The 7881-nt window shown below is 75.5% G+C and carries 9 protein-coding genes; 6 read left to right on the plus strand and 3 right to left on the minus strand.

What is annotated here, in order from left to right:
* Positions 1–114 precede the first annotated feature (114 nt).
* Complete coding sequence (locus FVA95_RS26695; RefSeq protein WP_149666587.1) at positions 115–474, plus strand: hypothetical protein; 360 nt, start codon at positions 115–117, stop codon at positions 472–474.
* A gap of 67 nt (positions 475–541) precedes the next feature.
* Here the strand turns inward: FVA95_RS26695 and FVA95_RS26700 are convergent, their stop codons facing one another.
* On the minus strand, positions 542–2194 hold the full coding sequence (locus tag FVA95_RS26700) for a glycoside hydrolase family 13 protein (protein WP_149666588.1): 1653 nt from the start codon (positions 2192–2194) through the stop codon (positions 542–544).
* Positions 2195–2277: 83 nt separating this feature from the next.
* On the opposite strand from FVA95_RS26700, the gene FVA95_RS26705 reads away from it, so the two are divergent.
* Positions 2278–3315 (plus strand): LacI family DNA-binding transcriptional regulator, encoded by a 1038-nt coding sequence (locus FVA95_RS26705; protein WP_149666589.1) that lies wholly within the window; start codon positions 2278–2280, stop codon positions 3313–3315.
* Here the strand turns inward: FVA95_RS26705 and FVA95_RS26710 are convergent.
* Complete coding sequence (locus FVA95_RS26710) at positions 3308–5362, minus strand: copper-translocating P-type ATPase (RefSeq protein WP_149666590.1); 2055 nt, start codon at positions 5360–5362, stop codon at positions 3308–3310. The genes FVA95_RS26705 and FVA95_RS26710 overlap by 8 nt on opposite strands.
* Before the next feature lie 126 nt (positions 5363–5488).
* On the opposite strand from FVA95_RS26710, the gene FVA95_RS26715 reads away from it, so the two are divergent.
* The 3 genes from FVA95_RS26715 to FVA95_RS26725 are packed head-to-tail and all read left to right on the plus strand — an operon-like array spanning position 5489 to position 6575.
* Complete coding sequence (locus FVA95_RS26715) at positions 5489–5707, plus strand: hypothetical protein (protein ID WP_149666591.1); 219 nt, start codon at positions 5489–5491, stop codon at positions 5705–5707.
* 17 nt (positions 5708–5724) lie between these two features.
* On the plus strand, positions 5725–6099 hold the full coding sequence (locus tag FVA95_RS26720; RefSeq protein WP_149666592.1) for a cupin domain-containing protein: 375 nt from the start codon (positions 5725–5727) through the stop codon (positions 6097–6099).
* 38 nt (positions 6100–6137) lie between these two features.
* Positions 6138–6575, plus strand: a complete 438-nt coding sequence (locus FVA95_RS26725) for an META domain-containing protein (protein WP_161992476.1) — start codon at positions 6138–6140, stop codon at positions 6573–6575.
* A gap of 58 nt (positions 6576–6633) precedes the next feature.
* On the opposite strand, the gene FVA95_RS26730 is transcribed toward FVA95_RS26725, so the two are convergent.
* On the minus strand, positions 6634–7446 hold the full coding sequence (locus FVA95_RS26730; protein WP_240051756.1) for an alpha/beta hydrolase family protein: 813 nt from the start codon (positions 7444–7446) through the stop codon (positions 6634–6636).
* A 14-nt stretch (positions 7447–7460) separates the two neighbouring features.
* On the opposite strand from FVA95_RS26730, the gene FVA95_RS26735 reads away from it, so the two are divergent.
* Positions 7461–7841, plus strand: a complete 381-nt coding sequence (locus FVA95_RS26735; protein ID WP_193564431.1) for a hypothetical protein — start codon at positions 7461–7463, stop codon at positions 7839–7841.
* Positions 7842–7881: the final 40 nt, after the last annotated feature.

The raw sequence follows: 7881 nt of genomic DNA on the forward strand, positions 1-7881 counted from the left end.
CCGACCCGAACCCGTCTCGTTCTCAGCAGAGCCCATAGGGTCTGATGTCATCACTCACAGTGCCCATCCCGCCGGACGCTGAGGTCCGGCGTGTCGGGCCGGAACCACCGTTCGTTGCACAGGCCCCACCTCGCCCACGCCCGGTCCCGGAGTGCTGCGCTGCTGCACGCGGTCGAGGCCGCGCGTCGCTGGTCGGGCGACGGGATCGCGGTGAACGCCGCCGACCCCGGCCCGGTGGGGGTCGACCCCGAGCAGGGGGCCGCGACGGTCGTACTGGCCGCGGCGTCACCGCTGGTCGGGGGGATCAGCGGGCGCTACTTCGCCGGGCTCGCGGAGGCGGGACCGGTCGGGCCGGGAGTGGCGGGCGGGGTCGCCACCCACGCGCTCGACCCGGTCGTCGCGCGGCGGGTCTGGCGCTGGACCGAGCGCACGCTGCGCGAGGTCTGGTTCGCCGGGCTGCCGATCGTGGCCTGAGCCGCCGACGGCCGGGCCGGGCACCAGCCCGGCCCGGCCGTCGTGGTGGAGGAGTCAGTGGCGCAGCTCAGTGGCGCAGCCACACCGCAGTGTCGGCGGGGACCTCGCCGCGCGCGGTGAGCGGGCCGCTGGCCAGCATCACCTCGGCGTCCTCGGGCAGCGACACCGGCGCGGAGGAGACGTTCACCAGGCAGGTGAAGCCGCCGTCGCCGGCGTCGGAGGTGCGGGTCAGGGCCAGCGTGCCCTCCGGCGACTCCTGCCAGGTCAGGGTGCCGCCGCCGAGCGCGGGATGGGCGCGGCGGATGGCCAGCGCGTCGCGGTAGAGGTGCAGCACCGAGTCCGGGTCGGCCTCCTGGGTATCCGCGGCGTGCCGGGCGAAGACCGCGGGCTGGGGCAGCCACGGTTCGCCGGACGGGCCGAAGCCGAAGCCCGGCGCGTCCGCGACCCACGGCAGCGGGACGCGGCAGCCGTCGCGTCCGCGCAGGGTGTGCCCGGACAGCTCCCAGGTCGGGTCGTCGAGCCGGTCGGTCGGGATGTCCTCGACCTCGGGCAGCCCGAGCTCCTCGCCCTGGTAGAGGTACGCGGTGCCGGGCAGCGCGAGCATCAGCAGCGTCGCCGCGCGGGCCCGGCGCAGCCCGAGCTCCGGGTCGGCGGGCAGGGCGATCACGTCGTCGAGGTTCCAGCCGCGCCCGGCCTCGGGCTTGCGGGCCAGCCGGCTGGGGTGCCGGCAGACGTCGTGGTTGGACAGCACCCAGGTCGCCGGTGCGCCGACCCGGGTGTTCTCGGCGATCGCGTCGTCGATGTTGGCGCGCAGGTCGTCGGCCAGCCAGGCGGCGGTGAGGAAGTTGAAGCTGAACGCGGTCTGCAGCTCGTCCGGGCGCAGGTAGCGGGCCAGTCGTTGCGGGTCCGGCACCCAGGCCTCGGCGACGAACACCCGCGGCGGGTCGTAGGTGTCGCCGATCCGGCGCCACGACCGGAAGATGTCGTGGACGCCGTCGCGGTCGAGGTAGGGGTGGCTGCCGTCCTGGGTGTCGTTGACGCCCTCGACGATGTCGGGCAGCCCGGGCTCCTTCACCATCGAGTTCGCGACGTCGACACGGAACCCGTCCACGCCCCGGTCGAACCAGAAGCGCAGGGTCTCCTCGAAGTCGGCGCGGATCTCCGGGTGCTCCCAGTTGACGTCCGGCTGCCGGATGTCGAACAGGTGCAGGTACCACTGCTCCGGGGTCCCGTCGGGGGAGACGACCCGTTCCCACGCGGACCCGCCGAACATCGACTGCCAGTTGTTCGGCGGGAGCTCGCCGTCGGTGCCGCGGCCGTCGCGGAAGAGGTAGCGCTCGCGCTCCGGTGAGCCGGGGCCGGCGGCCAGCGCCTGCCGGAACCACACGTGCTCGTCGGAGTGGTGGTTCGGGACGATGTCGAGCAGCACCTTGATGCCGCGCTCGTGCGCCTCGGCGATCAGCGCCTCGGCCTGCGCGGTGTCGCCGAACATCGGGTTGATCGCGCGGTAGTCGGCCACGTCGTAGCCGCCGTCGGCCAGCGGCGACGGGTACCAGGGGTTGATCCAGATCGCGTCGACGCCGAGCCGGTCGAGATGGTCGAGCCTGCTGCGCAGGCCGGTGAGGTCACCGGTCCCGTCGCCGTTCCCGTCGGCGAAGCTGCGGATGTAGACCTGGTAGACGACGGCGTTGCGCCACCAGTCCTGCTCGTGCACGGACATGATGCTCCCGGGTACGGATCGTGGGCGGGGCGGTGTTGCAGAGTGTTTCATCCAGTTGCAACCGCTGTCGAGACGTGGGCACGATGACCCCCGTGACGGACGAGCCGGTGCGCGAGGTCGTACGCCGGGTGGGTGTCCGGCGGGTCGCCGAGCTCGCCGGGGTCTCGCCGGCGACGGTGTCGCGCGCCCTGCGCGAGGGCACCCCCGTCTCGCACGACACCCGCGAACGCGTCCGGCGGGCGGCGGCCTCCCTCGGCTACTCCGTCCCGGTCCGGCCGCTGACGGTCGCCGTGCTCGCCCGCTTCCCGACCCGCTGGTTCTTCGCCGAGGCCGTCGCCGGGGTGGAGGGCGTGCTGTCCGCGGCCGGGCACGTCACCCAGCTGCACAACCTCGGTGACCCGCAGGCGCGGGCGCACTTCTTCGCGACGCTGCCGGTGCGCGGTCGCGCCGACGGGCTGATCGTCGTCGCCTCGGCCATCGACACCACCGAGGCCGCGGCGCTGGACGCGCTGGGGATCCCGGTCGTCGTACTCGGCGGGGACATGCCCGGGCGGCCACGGATCGGCATCGACGACCGCGCCGGTGCCAGGACCGCCGTCCGTCACCTGCTCGGGCTCGGCCACCGCGGCGTCGCGCTGGTGTCGTTCGACCCCGACGAGGCCAACGGCCGCGCCACGACGACCGACCGGCGCGACGGCTGGGCCGACGCGCACGCCGAGGCCGGGCGCTCCCACGGCCCGGTCGTCGCCACCGGGGCCGGGGTGACCGACGGCGACGCCGCGGCCGCCGAGCTGCTCTCGCTGCCGGTGATGCCGACCGCGGTGTTCGCGATGTCCGACGAGCTCGCCGTCGGCGTGCTGCGCACCCTGCGCCGCGCCGGCGTGACGGTGCCGGGACAGGTGTCGGTGGTCGGGTTCGACGACCACGACTCGGCCGCCGTCGCCGAGCTCACCACGGTCGCCCAGCCGGTTCGCCGCCAGGGTGAGCTCGCCGCCCGGGCGCTGCTCGCCGCGCTGGGCGGCAGCGTCCCCGGTGATGTCCCCGGCGGCGTCCCCGGTGATGTCGAGGTGCCGACCCGGCTGGTGGTCCGGGCGACGACGGCGCCACCCCGGGTCAGCTGACCAGCCGGTCCGGGCGCAGCTCCACCCGGCGCAGCAGCTGCGCGTTGAGCGCGACGACGACCGTCGACAGGCTCATCAGCAGCGCGCCGACCGCGGGCGGGAGCACGAACCCGACCGGGGCGAGCACCCCGGCCGCGAGCGGCACCGAGACCAGGTTGTAGCCGGCCGCCCACCACAGGTTCTGCAGCATCTTCCGGTACCCGGCGCGGGACAGTGCGATCACCGACAGCACCCCGCGCGGGTCGGACGAGGCGAGGACCACCCCGGCCGAGGCGACGGCGACGTCGGTTCCGGCCCCGATCGCGATGCCGACGTCGGCCCGGGCCAGCGCCGGGGCGTCGTTCACGCCGTCGCCGACCATCGCCACGACCGCGCCGCGGTCCTGGAGCCGGGCCACCGCCTCGTCCTTGCCCTCGGGCAGCACCTCGGCGACCACCTCGTCGACGCCCAGCTCGCGGGCGACCGCCTCGGCGACCGGGCGCGCGTCGCCGGTGAGCATCACGACCCGCACACCGCGGGCGTGCAGTGCGTCGACCGCGGCCCGGGACTCCGGGCGGACCGCGTCGGCGAGCGCGAGCGCGCCCACCACCTCGCCGGGCTCCGCACCGGTCACCACGTACAGCACGGTGGCGCCGTCGTCGCCCCACCGGCGCACGTCTCCGGCGAGCTCCGCGGGCACACCGAGACCGCGCTCGCGCAGCAGCGCCGGGCCGCCCACCGCGACCGGCCGCCCGTCGACGGTCGCGGAGACACCGCGTCCGGTGTGCGAGCGGAACCCCTCGGCGACCGGGACGTCCCGCCCGTCGGCCGCGGTGACGACCGCCCGGGCCAGCGGGTGCTCGCTGTCGGCCTCGACGGCGGCGGACAGGGCCAGGGTCTCCGCGGCGCCCGCGGTCCCGACGACCCGGGGGCTGCCGGTGGTCAGCGTGCCGGTCTTGTCGAACAGCACCGTGTCGACGGTGCGGGTGCGCTCCAGCGCGAGCCGGTCGGTCACCAGCACCCCGGACCGCGCCGCGCGGGCCGTGGAGATGGCGATGACCAGCGGGATCGCCAACCCGAGCGCGTGCGGGCAGGCGATCACCAGCACGGTGACGGTGCGGGTGACCGCCTGCGCGGTGTCGCCGAGCAGCGTCCACGCGGCGAAGGTCAGGACCCCGGCACCCGCGGCGAACCAGAACAGCAGAGCCGCCGCGCGGTCGGCGAGTGCCTGGGCCCGGGAGCGCGAGGCCTGCGCGTTCGCGACCAGGCGGCGGATGCCCGACAGCGCGGTGTCCTCGCCGACCGCGTCGACCCGGACCCGTAGCGCCGAGTCGGTGGCGACGGTACCCGCGACCACGCGGTCGCCGGTCCCGCGCGCGACCGGCCGGGACTCGCCGGTGATCATCGACTCGTCCACCTCGGCAGCGCCGTCGACGACCGTGCCGTCGGCGGGCACCCGGGCGCCGGACCGGACCAGCACGACGTCGCCGACGGTCAGGTCGGCCGGTGCGACCGTGCCGATCGTGCCGTCGGCCTCGATCCGCTCGGCGGTGTCGGGCAGCAGCGCGGCCAGTGCGTCGAGGGCTCCGGACGCCTGGCCGAGCGCACGCATCTCGAGCCAGTGCCCGAGCAGCATGATCACGACCAGCAGCGCCAGCTCCCACCAGAAGTCCAGCCCACCGACGCCGAGCGAGCTCAGCAGGCTCGCCACCCACGCGACGCCCACGGCCATGCCGATCAGCAGCATCATCCCGGGCCGGCGTGCCCGGATCTCGGCGACGGCGCCGGACAGGAACGGCCACCCCGGCCAGAAGAGGATCACGGTGCCGAGCACCGGTGGGACCCACGCCGACCACGCCGGTGGCGTGTACCCGAGCAGCATCCCGGTCATCGCGCTGAACCCGACGACGGGGACGGCGAGCACCAGCGCGACGACGAACCGGTCCCGGAACGCCGCCGCGTGGTCGGCGTGTCCGTGTCCCGCGTGGTCGGCGTGCCCTCCGTGACCACCCCCGGGGTGCGTCCCGTGCTCCTGCGGGGCCGAGGCCGCCCGTGGCTCGCCGTGCATCGTCTACCTCCCGACGTCGTGGACGCCCGCTGGAGCGCTCATACCCCCCCAGGGTATTCCCCCGGGGCGGTTCCCGCGGGGTACCGTCGCGGTCGTCCCGCGGGGACACCACGGGAGGTGGTCGGCGTGGTCCGGGTCGAGGGGCACTGGCGCAACCGCAGCTGGGTCGCCGCGCACTACCGGCACCCGATGCGGCCCGGTGCCGACCAGACGGTGCTCGTCCTGCCGCCCGCCTGGTCGGTGTGCATCGACCTGTCCGCGCACGGCGGACCGTTCCCCGCCGAGCCGGTGGACGGGCGCCCCGCGCCACCGCTGCCCGCACCCCGGCCGCCCGCCGAGCACTGACGCGGCAGGATGGTGCGGTGCCGAAGCTGATCGAGAACGCCAGCCGGGTCACCGCCGCCGGGACCCCGCCCAAGACCATCGACGAGTACGTGGGCCGGGTGAACTCCGGCGACGGCGCGGTGTCGGTCGCCCACATGCGCAGCCCGTCCGGCTGGGCCGAGCCCGGCCAGACCCCGGAGTTCGATGAGTACACCCTGGTCCTGCGCGGCGCGCTGCACGTCGAGTACGACGGCGGCGAGCTCACCGTCGCCGCCGGGCAGGCCGTGCACACCGCCCCGGGGGAGTGGGTGCGCTACAGCTCGCCCGGTCCCGAGGGGGCGGAGTACGTGGCCGTCTGCCTGCCCGCCTTCGAGATCGGCGCCGCGCACCGCGACGACGAGGCCGGGAGCTGACCGCCCCGGCCGGGTCCGCGATCCGGTACACCGGGGAGGTGACGAACCGGACAACAGCACTCGCCGCACTCGCCGCCGTGCTCGTCCTGTCCGGCTGCGGTGCGGCCGGCGATCCCGGCGGCGATCCCGATGGCGCGGCGGACCGCGACGGCCCGCGCGTCGCCGCGGCCTCCGACCTCACCGGCGTGCGCTGGCTGCCCGCCGACGGCACCGCGCAGGGCCGCGCGTTCGCCGAGTTCGCCCCGGACGGCACCTGGACCGGCTCGGACGGCTGCAACGGCCAGAGCGGCGAGTGGACCCTCGGCGGCGACGGCGCCCTGCGCGCGACGGCGGGCCCCAGCACCCTGATCGGGTGCGAGAACGTGCCGGTCGCGCGCTGGGTCTCCGGGGCCGTCCGCGTCGAGACCGACGGTGACGCCCTGCTCCTGCACCCCGCGGCGGGCGAGCCCGTCCGCCTGGTCCCCGCGCCCCGCTGACACCCGCCCCGCCTCGCCGACACCGCACCCCGGCCGACGCCGCGGAACCGGGACGGCGTCAGTGGGGGAGCGGCAGCCACTCCAGGACGTCGCGGATCCGGGCCTCCCAGTAGCCCCACTCGTGCTCGCCGGGGCCGAACGAGGAGGTCACGGCCACTCCGGCGGCCCGGGCCCGCTCCGCGAACCGCACCGACTGCGGGTGCAGCGGGTCCTCGGTCCCGGCACACACGTACAGGGCGGGCGCCGCTCCCGGGTCGAGCCGGTCGAGCAGCGCGAACAGGTCGGCGTCGCTCCCGGCCACCGGGACGCCGTCGAAGATCCGCTCCCAGATCCGTGGGTCCTCCTCGCGCGGTGGACCCGCGGCCAGCGCGGCGAGGTCCAGCGCTCCGGACAGCGACGCCGCGGCCGCGAAGCGGTCCGGCTCGGACAGCGCCCAGGACAGTGCCCCGTAGCCGCCCATCGACAGCCCGGCCACGAACGTCTCCGCCGGGTCGGCCGACACCCGGAAGAACCGCGCCACCAGAGCGGGCAGCTCCTCGGTCACCCAGGTGCGGTAGCGGCCGCCGTAGGCCTGGTCGGTGTAGAAGCTGCGGTGCACCTGCGGCATCACCACGGCCAGCCCCAGCTCGTCGGCGTAGCGCTCGACGGAGGTGTAGCGGGTCCAGGCGGTGTCGTCGTCGGACAGGCCGTGCAGCAGGTAGAGCACCGGCGGCGGGGCGTCGAGGTCGCGCACCCCGCCCCCGATCCGGGTGCGCGACGGCTGGGGCAGCAGCACCGTGACCGAGGTGGCCAGTCCGAGGGAGTCGGCGACGACGTCGCAGCGCAGCCGGGCCATCCGGCGATACTCGTCGGCGCGTCCCGGGCCGGTCAAGGCACACTCGGGTGGTGCACGTCCTCATGTCGACCACCGCCGCGCACGGCCACGTCCACCCGAACCTGCCGGTGATGGCCGAGCTGGTCGCACGTGGCCACCGCGTCACCTACCCGGTCCCCGAGCGGTTCGCCGAGGCCGTCGCCGCGACCGGGGCGACCCCGCTGCGGATCCGCACCGACCTGCCCGACCCGGCGAAGGGCGAGCAGTGGCCCGACGGCGGCGTCGCGGCGATGCGGCTGTTCTCCGCCGAGGCCCGCTCCGCCTACGAGCAGATCGCCGACGCGCTGCAGTACGAGCACCCCGACGTCGTCTGCTACGACGGGCCTGTGCAACGAACGGTGGTTCCGGCCCGACACGCCGGACCTCAGCGTCCGGCGGGATGGGCACTGTGAGTGATGACATCAGACCCTATGGGCTCTGCTGAGAACGAGA

This window comes from Pseudonocardia sp. EV170527-09 (assembly GCF_008369905.1).
Taxonomy (GTDB): Bacteria; Actinomycetota; Actinomycetes; order Mycobacteriales; family Pseudonocardiaceae; genus Pseudonocardia.

Excerpts from the sequence above, each read along its gene's own strand:
- FVA95_RS26710 (WP_149666590.1), bottom strand. The coding sequence starts at position 5,362 with ATGCACGGCGAGCCACGGGCGGCCTCGGCCCCGCAGGAGCACGGGACG.
- FVA95_RS26705 (WP_149666589.1), top strand. The coding sequence starts at position 2,278 with ATGACCCCCGTGACGGACGAGCCGGTGCGCGAGGTCGTACGCCGGGTG.
- FVA95_RS26700 (WP_149666588.1), bottom strand. The coding sequence starts at position 2,194 with ATGTCCGTGCACGAGCAGGACTGGTGGCGCAACGCCGTCGTCTACCAG.